Genomic DNA, 16,292 nt, shown 5'->3' on the forward strand with positions numbered 1-16,292 from the left:
TAATTTTTATTATTAGTCGCTAAAAACTGTATCAATGTCTTGATCTAACTCATCAGCCATCGGTAAATTTTTTACATTTAAACTGTAATCATCATGCGCCCACTCACAGCGATTAAGCACCATCTTAGGTATCTTCTTAATGGTTAAGTTAGCAAATTGGTCTGGGTTACAGCGAAATGCGGTACAACAAACCAATAGCGTTCTATCACTACCTACCGCTTCGGAAAGTTGTTCTAATTTTTCGATGGAAAGGTTTTGTGTGGTAACCGTAATAAAGTCAGTTTCAGTGGAATAACCATGATTCCACCATTCAGTTTCTGACGGTGAATAAGTAAAGCCTTCTAACTTACATATCGCTTCAGCTAACATTTCAGGTTTATAGTCTTTATTGATAACCCAGTTGTCCCATTGATCTTTTTCTAACAGTGAAGGAGCTAGGCTGTAATAGCGGAAACCGCCACCACCTTGCCAATCCACTGCCTTAGATATGCCGTCTTGGTCAACTCCGTCTATTATTCTTTTAAACCGAGGTATAATATGACTGTGACAATGTTCGCCTAATTCAATAGTTATCCATTTACGACCTAACTTATGAGCAGTTGCTGCCGTACTACCTGAACCACCGAAAGAATCTAAGACTAAGTCACCTTTATCAGTGGACATCTCCAAAACTCGTTTAAGAAGTGCTTCTGGCTTTTTGCCATTTGGGAATTTTACTCCACCCTCTTTATGTAAATTATTGGATAATAAGTCATCCCACAAAGTTGACAGAGCTTGTGCTGTAACAGTTTCACCATCAATAAGCTTAGTTTTTGATGAATAAAAAATTAATTGCTCCCCATTGAGAAAATAGATGTCACTACTGCCTTCCCTTTCAGCTTTAAAAACAATATTTTTATTCTCTTTAGAGAGACGGAGTTGTTCTTTAGCAGCCGCAGCAACATCCTTTTCCGCAATTCGTGCTGTACGAACAACCCTTCTAGGCTCTGCAAGAACAAACTTCTCAATTTCACTTTCGTATTTAGCACCTAACTCTTTTTTTAGTAATTTTTTTTCAATCCCTTTAAAACTAGCAAATGCTTCAGCAATAGGTTCAAGCCTCCACGTACTATAATCATCCTCGAAATTACTTATATATTTAGAGTAACGACTATCTCTATCTGTTTTGACATATAGCTTGTTAGGTTTCCAGCTACTTTTATTCTTAGCATAAATAATTACAAAGCTCGTTGTACTTACCAATCCTGGGTTCACTGATTTGGGTCCAGATACCGAACTTTGTTTAAAGGTTGATATGTAAGTTCTGTTACTTCTTCCAAAAATTTCATCTAATAGAACTATAATGTAAGCTAATTCATTATCATCGATATGTATAAAAAACGTACCGTCATCAGATAAAAGCTTATGAAGAACTTCTATACGACTTTTCATTAAATTAAGCCAAAGGGAGTGCTCTACTCCATCATCATAATGCTCAAATGCTTGCTGGGTATTAAAAGGAGGGTCGATATAAATACACTTTACTCTGCCTGTATACTCTTGCTCTAAAGCTTTTAATGCCAATAAATTATCACCAAAAATTAATTTATTATCAAAAATATCATTTTCATTTACTTTATGAGATGCGTGATAAGATTTACTCGGATCTTCAAGTAAAATTCTTGGTTCCAGTTTAGGACGCTGGTTTTTCCCAACCCATGTAAGTTCTAGTTTTGTATGACTCATTAAATATCTAATCCTATTTGTTCATCAGTATCATCAGCCATCGGCAAGTTTTGTACATTTAAACTGTAATCATCGTGCGCCCATTCACAGCGATTAAGCACCATCTTAGGTATCTTCTTAATCGTTAAATTAGCAAATTGGTCTGGGTTGCAGCGAAATGCGGTACAACAAACCAATAGCGTTCTATCACTACCTACCGCTTCGGAAAGTTGCTCTAATTTTTCGATAGAAAGGTTTTGTGTGGTAACCGTAATAAAGTCTGTCTCAGTTGAATAACCATGATTCCACCATTCAGTTTCTGAGGGTGAATAAGTAAAGCCTTCTAACTTACATATCGCTTCAGCTAACATTTCTGGTTTATAGTCTTTATTGATTACCCAGTTGTCCCACTGATCTTTTTCTAACAGTGAAGGAGCTAAACTGTAATAGCGGAAGCCACCACCACCTTGCCAATTAACTGCTTTAGAAATACCACCTTGATCTTCACCATCAATAACTTTTTGCATGCGAGGAATAATGTGAGTGTGGCAGTGATCACCAAGCTCAACCATGATCCACTTACGTCCCATTTTATGAGCTACAGCACCTGTTGTTCCTGAGCCACCAAATGAATCTAGAACAATGTCTCCTTTATTAGTAGACATTTCAATAATTCTGTCTAATAACGGTTCTGGTTTGGGTGTATCAAATGGAACTACATCCCTGTGCAAGGTTTTTAAATGAGCTTTAGACTGTCTCGATGTTTGAACATCACACCAAATTGTCGGATATGGTTTAGTCGGATTTAAAGGGGCATATTCCCTTGTATACGGAATCCACTTTTCATCTCTCAACTTCCAAACTAACTCTTTCCGTTCAACAAGCTCACTGACTCTTGCTTGCCCGCATGCCCATCTAGCATCCTGGCCATCATCGTGAACAGGGTAAATCTCTGTACCATCTGGAGCTGTTATTGGAAAATACATCGATGGTCTGTCTTTACGAAGACTACTTTTTCCATTTTTTTTCAACAAACGGTCCCTATATGGCCTAGATGACTCTTCATCCGGTTTGCGGTAAGCGTCTAATATACTTGAATCTGGTTTTTGTTTTAATTTACATACATCTGCATCACTTGCGTAGCAAAGTATATAATCGTGATCAGAGTAAAAAGGTTTTTTATTTTCACTAGGACTATCAACCTTCTGCCATATAAAATTGGTTATAAAGTTAGAGCGCCCAAAGATTTCATCCATCATCACTTTTAAATATGCGTGCTCATTGTCATCACAATGGACCCAAATAACACCATCTCTACTTAATAGCTTTTTTAAAATAGTTAATCGATCTTTCATAAGAGATAACCATAACGAATGTTCGATTCCGTCATCATAATGCTCAAATGCTTGTTTAGTATTGAAGGGGGGGTCTATATAAATACATTTAATTTTACCGGAAAACTCACTTTCTAACGCTTTCAATGCTAATAAGTTATCTCCAAAAATAAGCTTGTTATCGAAAATATCGCTTTCAGCTATTTTGTGGTTTGCATGATATGATTTAACTGTGTTTTCCAATAATATCCTAGGCTCCAGCCTTGGGGACGTGTCTTTACCAATCCAAGTAAGTTCTAATTTCGTATTATTCATTTCAATTCCTATAACTGCACTGACTTACCGGATAAGCAATTAGTTAAATTTTGATTATATGGGTCACTGTAATCTATGCGAGCTTGAAGCTTAATCACATTTTGGTCTTGAGTTAACCCTTGATATTTGATCGCTACATTTTGTATTAATTTTGTAGTATCTGATAGCCTTTTAAAAAATGCGTGATGAGCTGAACCTAGTCCGTCAATAAGGTATTGATCCGCAAATTTTTGTCGTAATTCATCAAAAGAGCCACTGATTGTTGCCTTGATATCTTCCTTTGTTAGAATTACATCACCGCAAATTTTACTATTAAAACTTTTCATTAAAATACTTGCCATAGCATAGTTACAGTGCCTATAAACTAGCTTTTCAGGACTAGGACTAGATCTCTCTGCAATAAGTAGCAACTCAATAATCACGGAATATACATAAACGGCATTAATTGCTTTACTGCCCGACAAGTCAGCTTTAAATATGCCTTTATATACGTCAGACTCATAATTAACGAACTGGCTCGGTTCAGTCTTAAGGCGCACAGGGAAAGTAATATCTTTTTCTAAACAGGCTAAAGCTTTAGACAATGTCTCAATTTCTATAATAGGTATATTTTTAGATAGTTGGCGTTGAGGGCGATAATGGTACTCAACACCATATAATGCTATTTCTTGCCTCAACTTTTCTTGATTGTCATCTAGAGCAGCAAAGTTAGATAGGTCAACTGGGTTCTGCAAGTTACGAGCTTTTGTGACTTGTTTATGAAAGCTGTCTGAACCAGTATTTATGAGTGTTAACATTACCTGAGCACTATCAATATTGGCACCTGGATTTTCTTTTAAAAATTGGGCTGTTGTTGAAATGGTTTGTGCGCCATTTACAACAGACATACCAGTAACTTCAAACTCTCTAGTTGTTTTGTTATCTCTAGATTTGGAACGTTGTTTAACAGAATTACCTACAACTGTAATACCATTATTAAGATACAGAAAATGCTCCGGTTCATTCAATAAAGTATTCTTAATTGCAGAATTAACGCCTCTACGTCCTGTCCCTATAAAATACCTAATATTCTTTTCATAGAAACTTCTTCCATGCTTTTCATGTAATTTAACTAAATCCTTTAAATTAACGATTCCGAATACTGTTTTTTTAGGTGTTTCACTTAAACGATATTTTTGTATTTTTATTCTATCATTTACTAGCTTTATGGCACTTTCATCACGTAATGTTTGTTCTACATTAGTTGGGCCAAAATCTACATAGGCTAGTTGTAATTGCTCTTCACCATCATCAATTTCAGCTTGAACTACTCGCTTTATTTCATTTTGAGCTTGTATGGAAATACCGTCACCAGTGTATGCAATAACTAGCTTTATTTGATCACATTCATCAAGCGCTTTTTCAATTGCAGGGATAAGCTTCTTCACGTTTGCATTAAACGAATCAAAATCTTTATTAATAATCAGTTTTACACCGCTAAGAAAAGATTGAGCTTCAGCCAACTGAAATTGTTCTGCGCCCTTTAATTTTGATTGTACTATATATAGTGTTTTGTCTAACTCATTGTAATAAATAGCATCAATACCGTTATCGTTATAATCATCGACAACAGCTTGTGAGGCAGTTTTTGGGTTGGCATCGAATAATGCTTGTAATGCAAATGCACTAAAGGCTCTGGAAATTTGTTTATCTTGTTTATTATCAGTATTAGCGTTGCCTAATAAAGGCGGGAGATATTGAACAAATCTTTCTTGTAATAATTTTTTTAATGCAACTAACATTGGTTTTTGAATTGCTGGCACTACTTCACACTCCATTGAATTGTAAATAAACTTTCTATTTCCGTTTTTTTACTTAATTTTGCTTCTAAATTGTCGATCAACTCTTCTCTTCGTTCATCAACTTCATCTTGTTTGTCAAAAAGCTCTTTACGGCTTTTATTTCTTAAACTCTCTAATTTTCGTTGCTGTTTTTGCATTGATAATTTTTCTTCTAGAGTCGCGGCTATTTTGGCCTCTCTTCTGACTTGCTTAATTTCTTTATCTAATTCTTTAATCGTTTGCTCTAAACCTTCTTTTAAATCATCAGCCCATGAATCAAGCTTTATTACTTCTTGTTCAAAAAAGGTTAAATTTCTGTCGTTCACATTTTTGGTGGTTTTGTTACGATCATCATTTAATATTGATTCCAGTATATTTTCTGTCTCTTCTGACGGCTTAATTACTGAATTATGTTGTTCCATAACGGCAGATAGCTGCATTAACTTTTGAGTTACTTCACTAGAGATAATATTGTTATTTTCATCTATTGCAGCAAATAGTAAGTAATCTTCATTACGTTCAAGAGATTCAATTGAAAACTTCTGTAATGTTAATGTTCCTGACTTACCCACTAAACCTTTAACCATCGAAACTTTGGCTTCGTGATTACTATAATCAAAAGTAATATGAGCATTATCTAATGAGAGGCTTTTAGCATTTTCGATTGCCCATTCACCAAGAGGGTGAGTTAAACGATATGTATAGGTGTGAGGTAGCAAAGCCTCATTACTTTTCTTATTTCGACGTATTAGCTGATATTTACCTGTTGGTGACTCGGCCAATGGAGAGTTAAGCTCGAAACTATGCTCTTGCTCATTAAAGACGGCATGATCTTTTAGCTGAAATTTTGATAATGCCCAAAACCACCTTCCAATTTTATCTAAACGTTGGTTTGCTGCATCTAATTGAATTTTTAAAAGATCATGAATATCTTCATCAAAGTTATCTAGCAATAGCTGGCGAGTTTGAGTCATTTTCTCGTTGATATCTTTTTCTAGTTCTTTTCTTAATTGCGAAAAAGCAGACTCAATTTGATCTGGCGTTCGGCAATTGTCATAGATAAATTGAATTCGTTTTTCGAAATCAACACCTGACTCAATGCTACCTAATATGTCATCTGAAGCGCCAAATACACCGTCAAACAAGTGAAATTTTTCGGTTAGTAATTCTAAAACTCGTTGATCAGCTTTATTTGATTCATTTAAAAAGTTTATAACAACTACATCAAATTTTTGGCCATATCGATGACACCGTCCAATTCGTTGTTCAACACGCTGGGGGTTCCATGGAAGGTCATAATTTATAATTAAGGAACAAAATTGTAAGTTAACACCTTCAGCAGCAGCTTCTGTAGCTATCATTATTTCGGCTGAATTTTTGAAATAGTCGATAAGAGCAGATCGACGATCTATTTGAGCAGAGCCACTTACAATATCTGAATCTTTATTTTCATCACGCCAGTTTTGATATATTTCTGTTGCTAATGGCTTATTGTTGGTGCCACTGAATGTTACTATTTTATCGAGGTAGCCGTTAGCATTTAAGTAATTCTCTAGATATTCTTGAGTGCGTTTTGACTCAGTAAAAATAATTACTTTTCTAGGTGCTCCCATAAATTCCATTTGCTCGAAACCTTGAGATAAAGCGATGAGTAGTGCTTTAGCTTTACTATCGACTTTGATGTTACTTGCTTGATCTATGTAATATTCTAATTCAGCGATCTCAGAAGCTAATAACTGATGATCAATTTCACTTTCTTCAACCAATGGCTCTTCATAGTAATACTCATCAACATAATCTTGTTCAAGGTCATCGCCATCAGTTAATGATTCAATTAAATGCGTGTTAAGTATTTCGCCTGCTCTGAGTTTTTCTAATCGTTGTTTTATGGTACTCAAGGTATTTAATACAGCATAAGTACTAGAGGCTAATAGTTTTCTTAAAATTAGCCCGGTTAAATGACGCTGCCTTTTTGGTAGTGCATAACTTTCATCTTTTTCTAATAGAGAACTAATGCCATTATATAAATCTTGCTCTTGCGGAGAAGGCAGGAATGGAACAGTTAGCGTCTGTCTTTTGGTATAACGAACATACTCCAGTACATCTTTACGCAATGTTCTTTGGATGAAGGACTTTAGTCGAACTTGCAAGCTAGCTAGTGCTCTATCATTTTGCACGTATTGTTGACGAAATGCTTTGTCATCACCAAACAAAGTATCATCTATAATAGTAGATAACCCGTATAGCTCCATCAAAGAATTTTGAATTGGGGTCGCTGTAAGTAAAAGTTTATTTCGGCCTTCAAATGTTCGCTTTAGAGCCTGCCCCATTTTATTGCTTTTTCGATGCGCATTTCTTAGTTTATGTGCTTCATCGAAAACGACTATATCCCATGGTTCAATCAGTAGCTTCTCTTCCATTCGAACTGCAAAGTGATATGACACAATAGAAATACAACTTTGGGCCAAAGGATTATAAACACCTTCTTTTTGAAGCTGTTTCCATGTTTTCGCATCTAATATTTGTGTTGGTAAATTGAATTTGTCTTTGAGTTCTTGTGCCCATTGCCTTCTCAATGAAGCAGGACAAATAATGAGTAACGTTCTTCTGCGTTCAGCCCAATATTGAGATAGTACAAGTCCTGCTTCAATTGTTTTACCTAAGCCTACTTCGTCAGCTAGCACTACACCTTTACTCAAAGGATTACTTAAAGCGAATAAAGCGGCATTTATTTGATGAGGGTTTAAATCAACACTTGCATCAAAAAGAGATTGAGACAATCTATCAACACCATTCGATGCATGTTGTATTGTTAGTTCATGTGCAAAATACTTTGCTTGGTATGGAGTTATTTGCATTATTCTATTGTCTTGTAACCTGGTGCAATTGCTAAATTTTCTGCACCATAAAGTGTTTGTCTATTCCTAAGCCAAAGTTGATACTCGCCGCCTATTAACGATGCATTTTCAGTACAATCAACATTCCAACGACGCAGTAAATATCCTGCTAGTGCTGCTCTCACATTCAGCTCTAAAACACCTTTGTCCATGGCATAATCCATTTGAATAGCGGTAGCGTGTTCTATGTTGTTAGGATGCGGAACTAACTGAAGTGGCATCATGCGCATCCATTGATTATCTTCTAACTTATCTTCATGATTTTGAAGTACATCGTCTTTAATAGTGACTTTACTGATACGGGTAAGAACAAAATCCCTGAATGAATTTGATTTGCGATCAAAAGCTCGAACATGCCATCTTAGTCCATTATCAATAATACTATGGGGCACTAACTCTCTTGCAGCGGAGCCACTAGAAAGTGAAGTATAAATAATACTTACTGCCTTATTATTGAGGATAGACTGGACTAGTTTAGCTACGATGAATATATCTGGCACATTCAGTTGGCTAGGGGCATCCACGGGAAAATTAATATCGCCAATAGCATCAAAACCATCGGTAATATTGTTCGCTAACTTAACAAGTGTTTTTCGGGCATCGTGCTTAAATAAAGGTTTGAACAGCTTTGTTTGGCAGTACATTTTAGCTGGATTATCAAAATCACAATTTTTTGGAGCTAATTCTCGGTATAGGGCAATATCCCTTGTCGCATTAGCCATCCCCATTTGAAATTTTGAAGTTAAATCGCTACGTACAAACGTCCCTTTAAACATCAATAAGAAATCGATAAAGGCTAATCTTTGTTTCTGAGCGAAGCTAACTTCTTCAAGTTTTTTATTATTGTTATTACTCATATCATCATGTCAGCTATTAGGATTGATTTCAAAACATCATCAATTTGATTAAGTGCTAATCTTCGCACAATTTAGGACTATGTCAATCGTAAAAATATTGGATTTCAGTTACTTTTTGTACGGTTAATAGAATTACTCACTTGGGAATAACCAATGCCAGAAACCATTCCATACTTTGATAACCAGATAGATGATTAAAACTGCCCAAATAATATTAATTATGAAGCCTAAAATGCTAGATACGCTCTCCACATTACCTCCTTAGCACTCAACAACAGGAAAGCATGGCTCGCCCCAAAGTTCATTCGAACTGTCCATCATTATTGTAATAACAGATGGTACAAATTTACTCATGAAAGCAACAGCATCACGCATTTGGTCCCTGTTAACTGCACTGTTCCATGTTGCACCACCATGCATTATTTGATTACGTAACGTATATAAACGAGAGAATATTACGGATAGGACTGCTGAGGTGTTTTTGTGACCTAGTGCCTTATGTGCGAAAGCATTAGCGGTTTTAAAATCATCTTGCCATTCTTGCTCTGATTTTTTGTTATTGTGAAAGTCCCAGAATGGTTGAAATACATATTGGTTACTAAGAAGCACCCTAATACTACTGGTGAACTCTTTCCAGACTAGGTCTGATAGTAAGCTACCTTTATCTAACTGGCATAACCTATCAATAAAATTTCGAAAGGTTTCTTGTTCGGTGAAGCGGTGGTGGTTATCTATTTCATTGGCATATGCCGCATTAAAGGCTATCCATAAGAAAATAAACTGCGCGTCTTGGTCACCTTCAGCTTGCTCGGCTCGATCTAACCAGCTTAAAGCTCGATGTACTCGAAGGTTTAAGTTTAAAGGATAATTATCACGCTCTTTACGCTGTCGTTCTTTTAAATTTTTATACGTTAAAATCATAAATACTTCCCTGTTTTATATGCTAATTGTCCTATAATCACTTAATAATATTAATAAGCAAACCCTATTTAGTAGTTATTTTGACTTTAAAAACAAAAAAGCGAACTATAAAAGTTCGCTTTTCAAATAAACAATTCCAGAGTTTCCAACTAGATTTGTCGGTTTCCAACTAGATCTGATCGGTTTCCAACTAGAATTGTCGTGATCAATATGTTAACTAGTCTTTATACGTATCCACACTTGGACATGAACAAATTAAGTTTCTGTCGCCGAATACGTCATCAATACGATTAACCGTTGGCCAGAATTTATTCGCTGCTGCCGCAGGTACTGGGAATACCGCTTCACCTACGGTGTAAGCACGATCCCATGCTGGGTCGGTAATATCTGCTAGCGTATGCGGCGCATTGTGCAGTGGGTTGTTTTCAACCGTCCACTCACCCTGCTCTACTTTGCGAATTTCATCACGAATACAGGTCATCGCTTCAATGAAACGATCAAGCTCTGGTTTTGCTTCTGATTCCGTTGGCTCAATCATTAACGTACCCGCTACTGGGAACGACATAGTCGGCGCATGGAAGCCGTAATCCATTAAGCGTTTAGCAACGTCCATTTCAGTAATGCCTGACGCTTCTTTAAGTGGGCGTAAATCAACAATACATTCGTGCGCTACGCGGCCATTGTTACCTGTGTATAGAATTGGGTAATGTTGGCTTAACTTGTGCGCTAAGTAGTTAGCGTTAGTAATCGCGTATTTGGTTGAATCAGTTACGCCTTTTTTACCTAACATCGCAATGTAAAGGTAAGAAATACACAAAATACCTGCACTACCAAAAGGTGCCGCCGATACGGCGCCGTTACCTTTAGTGCTTTCATCAACATTGATTAGGGCATGGTCTGGTAAGAACGGGGCAAGGTGTTTTTTAACACCGATTGGACCCATACCTGGGCCACCGCCGCCGTGTGGAATAGCGAAAGTTTTGTGTAAGTTTAAGTGAGAAACGTCAGCACCGATAAAACCAGGTGATGTAATACCTACTTGTGCGTTCATGTTTGCGCCATCAAGGTACACTTGGCCGCCGTTGTCGTGAATGATTTCACAAATTTCACGAATGGTTTCTTCGTATACACCGTGTGTAGACGGGTATGTGATCATGATACAAGAAAGGTTGTCGCGTAACTCTTCAGCTTTCGCTTTCAGGTCGCTCATATCAACGTTACCGCTCTTGTCACAATCAACAACAACGACTTTCATGCCTACCATTTGTGCTGACGCAGGGTTAGTACCGTGAGCAGACGAAGGAATTAAACAGATGTTACGGTGAGCATCACCGCGGCTCTCATGGTATTTTTGAATCGCGATTAAACCTGCGTATTCACCTTGTGCGCCAGAGTTAGGTTGCATTGACATCGCATCGTAACCCGTTAGCTCAACTAACCACTTATCAAGCTCATCAATCATGTGCTTGTAGCCTTGCGCTTGGTCAACAGGTGCAAATGGGTGCATGTTGGCAAATTCAGGCCATGATACTGGGATCATTTGTGCCGTCGCGTTTAACTTCATGGTACATGAACCCAATGAAATCATTGAGTGATTAAGCGCTAAATCTTTGTTTTCTAACTTCTTGATGTAACGTAGCATCTCAGTTTCTGAGTGATACGAATTAAATACTGGGTGCGTTAAAATTTCAGATTCACGAACAAGCGATGCTGGAATTGAAGCATGATCACAATCAATAATTTGTTGGTCTAGTGCAGCAACATCAAGGCCGTGTCCTTCGCCGAGTAAAATATCAAACAAGTTAGCTACGTTTTCACGGGTGGTTGTTTCATCTAATGAAACCGATACTTTACCTTCAACGTCAGTACGTAAGTTAACGCCTTTTGCTAATGCACGAGAAACAATTTCTTCTTTGTTGCTTAACGTAAAGGTTAAGGTGTCAAAGTAGTTTGCGTGATCAGCTTGTACGCCTTTAGTCGCCATACCTAAACATAAAATGTCAGTAAAACGGTGAATACGCTCAGCAATCACTTTTAAGCCTTTAGGACCATGGTAAACCGCGTAGAATGCCGCCATGTTCGCTAATAATACTTGTGCTGTACAAATGTTTGAGTTGGCTTTTTCACGGCGAATGTGTTGTTCACGTGTTTGCATTGCCATACGTAATGCAGCATTACCACGTGTATCTTTTGATACACCAATAATACGACCCGGCATTGAACGCTTGTACTTGTCAGACGTAGTAAAGAAGGCAGCGTGTGGGCCACCGTAACCCATCGGTACACCAAAACGTTGGCTTGAACCAATAACAACGTCAGCACCTAATTCGCCCGGTGCTTTTAATAACACTAAGCTCATGATATCTGCTGCTACAGCCACGATACCTTTTTTAGCATGTACTTTTTCGATTAGCTCAGAAATGTCAGACACTTCACCACTTGCCGCTGGATATTGTAATAACGCACCGAATACATCGTGGTTTTCAACATCATTTGCTGGCGCGATAACTAAGTCAAAGCCAAAAAATTCTGCACGGTTTTTAACAACGTCAATGGTTTGTGGATAGACTTCTTCAGAAACAAAGAACAAGTTTGATTTTTTGTTTTTTGACACACGTTTCGCTAGTGCCATAGCTTCTGCAGCCGCGGTACCTTCATCAAGTAATGAAGCCGACGCTAGGTCCAAACCTGTAAGGTCTAAACACATTTGTTGGTAGTTTAATAATGACTCTAAACGACCTTGAGCAATTTCTGGTTGGTATGGCGTATATGCCGTGTACCAGCCTGGGTTTTCTAGTACGTTTCTTAAAATTACGTTTGGCGTTAGTGTGCCATAGTAACCTAATCCAATGTGCGTGGTATTAACCACGTTCTTGCTTGCTACGGCTTTTAAGTCAGCTAATGCTTTGACTTCTGTTTTACTTTCTTCAATTGCAGGTAAATCAGCAAGACGAATATTCGCAGGCACAATCTCGTCAATTAATGCATCAACTGATTCTGCATTGATATCGTTTAACATGGCTTGTGTTTGTGCTTCGTCAGGGCCAATATGGCGACGGATAAAATCTTGAGTTTGCTCTAAATCTTTCAGAGTTTGAGTAGTCATAAAACAGCTTCGCTTTCGTATTTTATAAGTAAAGTATCGATAATAAAAAAGAAAGCCCCGAACAGTGTCCGAGGCTCTTATCTATTTGTTAATTAACGATTAGTCTTCGTCAATTGAGTTTTCATAACCTTCAGCGTCAAGCAAGTTATCTAACTCACCCGCATCTTCAATTTTAACTTTGAACATCCAACCGTCGCCGAATGCGTCTGAGTTTACTAACTCTGGTGAATCTTCTAAATCTTCGTTTACTTCTACCACTTCACCCGTAATCGGTGCATAGATATCAGAAGCTGCTTTAACAGATTCAGCTACGGCAACGTCGTCGCCAGTGCTGATGTTGTCGCCTACATCTGGTAGTTCAACAAATACCATGTCACCTAATAATTCTTGTGCATGCTCAGTGATACCAACGGTTACAATACCGTTGCCTTCATTACGTACCCACTCATGAGAAGTAGCGTATTTTAACTCAGAAGGAATGTTGCTCATTTTTATGTTCCTAAATTTAATCTGTGAATTCTGTGTGATTTAAGTAAGCGAAGTAAATACCCTATAAAATATAGAGGATTTACTGCACTAATCAATAACTTTTCTTTGATCTAAACAGCGATTAAAACGCTTTTTTACCATTACGAGCAAAAGACGGTCTAATGACTTTTACATCTACTAATTTTTTACGCATTTCAACTTGAACAGTGTCTTCAAGTTTAACACTGCGTGGTACACGCGCCATGGCAATTGAATGACCTAAGGTTGGCGAAAAAGTACCTGATGTTATCACGCCTTCACCGTGTTCGGTGATCACTTTTAAGCCTGTACGTAATACACCTTTTTCTTCTAACACTAAACCAACAAGTTTAGGTTGGTCGCCCGCTGCACGTTGTGTCGCTAATACCTCACGACCGATAAAGTCGCGGTCTTCAGGCTCCCAGCTAATTGTCCATGCCATATTAGCAGCAAGTGGAGAGACTGAGTCATCCATGTCTAAACCGTATAGGTTCATACCTGCTTCTAAGCGTAATGTATCGCGAGCACCCAAACCACATGGTTTAACACCAGCGTCTAGTAATTGTTGCCATAAGTCAGCAGCTTGCTCTGCTGGTAAAGCAATTTCATAACCTGCTTCACCCGTGTAACCTGTAGTCGCGATGAACAAATCACCCGCTTGTGCTGAAAAGAATGGCTTCATGCCATCAACCGCTTGAGTTTGTTCAGCATTTAATAATGTGGCAACTTTTGCTTTTGCTTGTGGACCTTGTACGGCGATCATCGCAAATTCAGGACGTTCTGTAATAGAGACGCTGTATGCGCTAGCTTGCTCGTTTATCCACGCTAAGTCTTTTTCACGTGTTGCTGAGTTTACTACTAAACGGTAATCCGTTTCAGTAAAGTAATAAACGATCAAGTCGTCTATTACGCCGCCTTCATGATTACACATGCCGGTATAAAGTGCTTTACCTGCAACATCTAATTTAGCAACATCGTTGATCACTAAACGACGCAAAAATGCTTGTGCGTCATCGCCTTTAATATCAACAATGGTCATGTGTGATACGTCAAACATACCAGCGTCTTGACGAACAGCGTGATGTTCTTCGATTTGAGAGCCGTAATTAATCGGCATTTCCCAACCGTGGAAATCTACCATTTTTGCACTTGATTCTAAGTGCTTTGCATGCAATACCGTTTTGTTGGTCATGTGACTGTTTCACTCATGTTGTAGGCCGTTCCTATGTTCTGCTTTCTTGCTCTAAATTGAGCAAGCTTTTTGAAAATAGGCGATAGACCAGAGATTTACAAAAATTGCGCAGAATTATATGTGACAAACTTCGTTGATTCAACAACTCTTATCACAAGTATCACTCACAAATACTGCTTAACAGCACCTTTTCCGAATATAATTTCATAAAAGCACAATATAAAATATTTAACACAAAATAAAAAAGCGGCGTATAGCCGCTTTCGTGATTAATTCTTGAAAATTATTTAACTGTTCAATTGGTCAAGTTTTTAGTGTTTTTTCACATATTTAGCTAACATCAAGTAGAGTGCTTAATCGTTAAGGATGAGCCGCAACTATTACACGTGTTTTTTAGCCAGCTTTGGCAGGTCACTCTTTAATCCAAGCGCTTGTTTCACCATCAAAGACTTAACTGGTGTTATGGTGTCTAACACTTTCATGCCAACGCCTCGAATAATATTCGTGACAGGGTGCCTTGGGGCAAATATTTGTTTGATGGCTTCCATTGCCATCACCATGTCAGACGCTTCTGCTCGGCGCCAGCGTGAATACTGTTTTAGCATCGCTTCATTACACCACAACTCATTTTTTCTTTGATATTGCTCGGCAATAATTTGTGCCAACGAGGATGCATCTAACAATCCTAAATTCACACCTTGTCCCGCTAACGGATGAATTGTATGGGCTGCGTCACCAACAAGCACAGCTTTGCCTTTTACAAAATCATGGGCTAGTCGCATCGTTAACGGAAAAGTCGCGGTTTCGCTCTCTAGGGAGATTTGCCCTAATTTACCATCACTTGCAGCGGTGATTTCTTTGTTAAATTCGTCAGTTGAAAGTCCGCATAATCGCTTGGCTTCACTGGGTGATGTTGACCACACAATTGACGCTAAATGTTCATTCCCCTGCTCGGTCGCAAGTGGCAAGAAGGCTAATGGGCCTGATTCTAAGAACACTTGCCACGCCGTGTTTTGATGGCCATGTTCAGCTTTAACTGTGGCAACAATAGCATGATGATCATAGTCTCGAAATGCAATCGGCATATCCACTTGCTGTCTTAACCATGAATTAGCGCCATCAGCGCCAATGACAAGTTTAGCAGTGATTGGCATTTGCGTGGTGAATGTGGCAAACACTTCACTATCACCCATGGCCACATTGGTGATTGGCTCTTGTGTATAAAATGTAATACCGTCGTCTGCTTGCGCTTTTTCCCATAAGGCAAAACGAATTGCTTTGTTTTCGATTATATGGCCAAGTTGTTCAAACTGCTTGCTTAGACCCAATGCTTGTAGATCAAAGTCCAGACTTCCAAATCCCTCCTTATCCCAAACATGCATGTGGTGATAAGCCTGAGCGCGTTGGCTAATAACCTCAGACCACACATCAAGGTTTTCAAAAATTTTCTGACTGGCCGCATTAATCGCACTAACCCTAAGCTCTGGCTCTTTTGTTAGTGGGCTGGCTGGTTGATTATCGACAATAGCAATGGTCAGTGATGTTTCTTTGCGGATCGCCAGAGCTAAGGTTAGCCCCACCATGCCGCCGCCAATAATCAGTAAATCGTATTTGTTCATTGCCTACTCTTGAGTCATGA

Annotated in this window: 10 protein-coding genes; all 10 read right to left on the reverse strand. The window is 38.2% G+C overall.

Annotated elements, in window-relative coordinates:
- Positions 1 to 12: 12 nt before the first annotated feature.
- The 10 genes from QUE03_RS13315 to QUE03_RS13360 all read right to left on the reverse strand — a co-directional run bounded on the left by QUE03_RS13315 (position 13) and on the right by QUE03_RS13360 (position 16,272).
- A complete protein-coding gene (locus QUE03_RS13315) occupies positions 13 to 1,725 on the reverse strand; it encodes a site-specific DNA-methyltransferase (RefSeq protein WP_286262229.1) in 1,713 nt (570 codons plus the stop codon).
- Positions 1,725 to 3,353, reverse strand: coding sequence for a site-specific DNA-methyltransferase (locus tag QUE03_RS13320; protein WP_286262231.1), 1,629 nt, complete (start codon positions 3,351 to 3,353; stop codon positions 1,725 to 1,727). Before QUE03_RS13320 ends, QUE03_RS13315 begins: the two co-directional genes overlap by 1 nt.
- Positions 3,354 to 3,361: 8 nt before the next feature.
- The gene (locus QUE03_RS13325; protein WP_286262234.1) at positions 3,362 to 5,155 is read right to left on the reverse strand and encodes an AIPR family protein; all 1,794 of its coding nucleotides are present in this window, start codon (positions 5,153 to 5,155) and stop codon (positions 3,362 to 3,364) included.
- The gene (locus QUE03_RS13330) at positions 5,155 to 8,031 is read right to left on the reverse strand and encodes an SNF2-related protein (protein WP_286262236.1); all 2,877 of its coding nucleotides are present in this window, start codon (positions 8,029 to 8,031) and stop codon (positions 5,155 to 5,157) included. Before QUE03_RS13330 ends, QUE03_RS13325 begins: the two co-directional genes overlap by 1 nt.
- Complete coding sequence (locus QUE03_RS13335) at positions 8,031 to 8,927, reverse strand: WYL domain-containing protein (protein WP_286262238.1); 897 nt, start codon at positions 8,925 to 8,927, stop codon at positions 8,031 to 8,033. The genes QUE03_RS13330 and QUE03_RS13335 overlap by 1 nt, the downstream gene beginning before the upstream one ends.
- Positions 8,928 to 9,188: 261 nt before the next feature.
- The gene (locus QUE03_RS13340; protein WP_286262240.1) at positions 9,189 to 9,848 is read right to left on the reverse strand and encodes a HEPN domain-containing protein; all 660 of its coding nucleotides are present in this window, start codon (positions 9,846 to 9,848) and stop codon (positions 9,189 to 9,191) included.
- 217 nt (positions 9,849 to 10,065) lie between these two features.
- On the reverse strand, positions 10,066 to 12,954 hold the full coding sequence (gene gcvP / locus QUE03_RS13345; RefSeq protein WP_286262242.1) for an aminomethyl-transferring glycine dehydrogenase: 2,889 nt from the start codon (positions 12,952 to 12,954) through the stop codon (positions 10,066 to 10,068).
- A gap of 99 nt (positions 12,955 to 13,053) precedes the next feature.
- On the reverse strand, positions 13,054 to 13,443 hold the full coding sequence (gcvH, locus tag QUE03_RS13350; RefSeq protein ID WP_286262244.1) for a glycine cleavage system protein GcvH: 390 nt from the start codon (positions 13,441 to 13,443) through the stop codon (positions 13,054 to 13,056).
- A 121-nt stretch (positions 13,444 to 13,564) separates the two neighbouring features.
- Positions 13,565 to 14,653: a glycine cleavage system aminomethyltransferase GcvT gene (gene gcvT / locus QUE03_RS13355; protein WP_286262247.1), complete on the reverse strand. Its 1,089-nt coding sequence runs from the start codon at positions 14,651 to 14,653 to the stop codon at positions 13,565 to 13,567.
- Between the two features lie 380 nt (positions 14,654 to 15,033).
- Positions 15,034 to 16,272 carry an FAD-dependent monooxygenase gene (locus tag QUE03_RS13360; RefSeq protein ID WP_286262249.1) on the reverse strand — a complete coding sequence of 413 codons (1,239 nt, stop codon included), beginning with the start codon at positions 16,270 to 16,272 and terminating at the stop codon, positions 15,034 to 15,036.
- Between the last annotated feature and the right edge of the window lie 20 nt (positions 16,273 to 16,292).

The sequence above is a fragment of the Thalassotalea atypica genome (assembly GCF_030295975.1).
GTDB classification, from domain to species: Bacteria; Pseudomonadota; Gammaproteobacteria; order Enterobacterales; family Alteromonadaceae; genus Thalassotalea_F; species Thalassotalea_F atypica.

Coding starts and splice junctions, on each gene's coding strand:
- QUE03_RS13315 (WP_286262229.1), bottom strand. CDS start 1,725: ATGAGTCATACAAAACTAGAACTTACATGGGTTGGGAAAAACCAGCGT.
- QUE03_RS13320 (WP_286262231.1), bottom strand. CDS start 3,353: ATGAATAATACGAAATTAGAACTTACTTGGATTGGTAAAGACACGTCC.
- QUE03_RS13330 (WP_286262236.1), bottom strand. CDS start 8,031: ATGCAAATAACTCCATACCAAGCAAAGTATTTTGCACATGAACTAACA.
- QUE03_RS13335 (WP_286262238.1), bottom strand. CDS start 8,927: ATGAGTAATAACAATAATAAAAAACTTGAAGAAGTTAGCTTCGCTCAG.
- QUE03_RS13340 (WP_286262240.1), bottom strand. CDS start 9,848: ATGATTTTAACGTATAAAAATTTAAAAGAACGACAGCGTAAAGAGCGT.
- gcvP (WP_286262242.1), bottom strand. CDS start 12,954: ATGACTACTCAAACTCTGAAAGATTTAGAGCAAACTCAAGATTTTATC.
- gcvH (WP_286262244.1), bottom strand. CDS start 13,443: ATGAGCAACATTCCTTCTGAGTTAAAATACGCTACTTCTCATGAGTGG.
- gcvT (WP_286262247.1), bottom strand. CDS start 14,653: ATGACCAACAAAACGGTATTGCATGCAAAGCACTTAGAATCAAGTGCA.
- QUE03_RS13360 (WP_286262249.1), bottom strand. CDS start 16,272: ATGAACAAATACGATTTACTGATTATTGGCGGCGGCATGGTGGGGCTA.